At 45.0% G+C, this 251-nt stretch carries 1 pseudogene; it reads left to right on the top strand.

Going from position 1 to position 251, the window contains the following annotated elements:
• A pseudogene (locus A0739_RS10490) lies at positions 1–251 on the top strand (SIALI-17 repeat-containing surface protein); the annotation flags it as partial.

Below are 251 nucleotides of genomic sequence, written 5' to 3' on the forward strand. Positions count from 1 at the left end.
GCAGCTAAAGAAGTGATTGGCAAGGATGCTATCTTGAAAGCCATCGAAGAGGGTGAGCTCGACGCCTCAGAATTGTTAGCAGACTTCTTGGCAGAGGATAGCGATCAGGTAAGTCCAGCTGAAGCGAAAACTAAATCTCAACTTTCTGGTCAAGATCAAGCTAAACTGGCTGCAGCTGACAAGGAAGCGGCGGAAGAAGCAGCAAAAGTTCGCTCAGATTTAATCGCTACCTTAGAAAAAATTGAAAAATC

Origin of the sequence: Streptococcus oralis (assembly GCF_001588645.1) — a bacterium.
Classification (GTDB): Bacteria; Bacillota; Bacilli; order Lactobacillales; family Streptococcaceae; genus Streptococcus; species Streptococcus oralis_AB.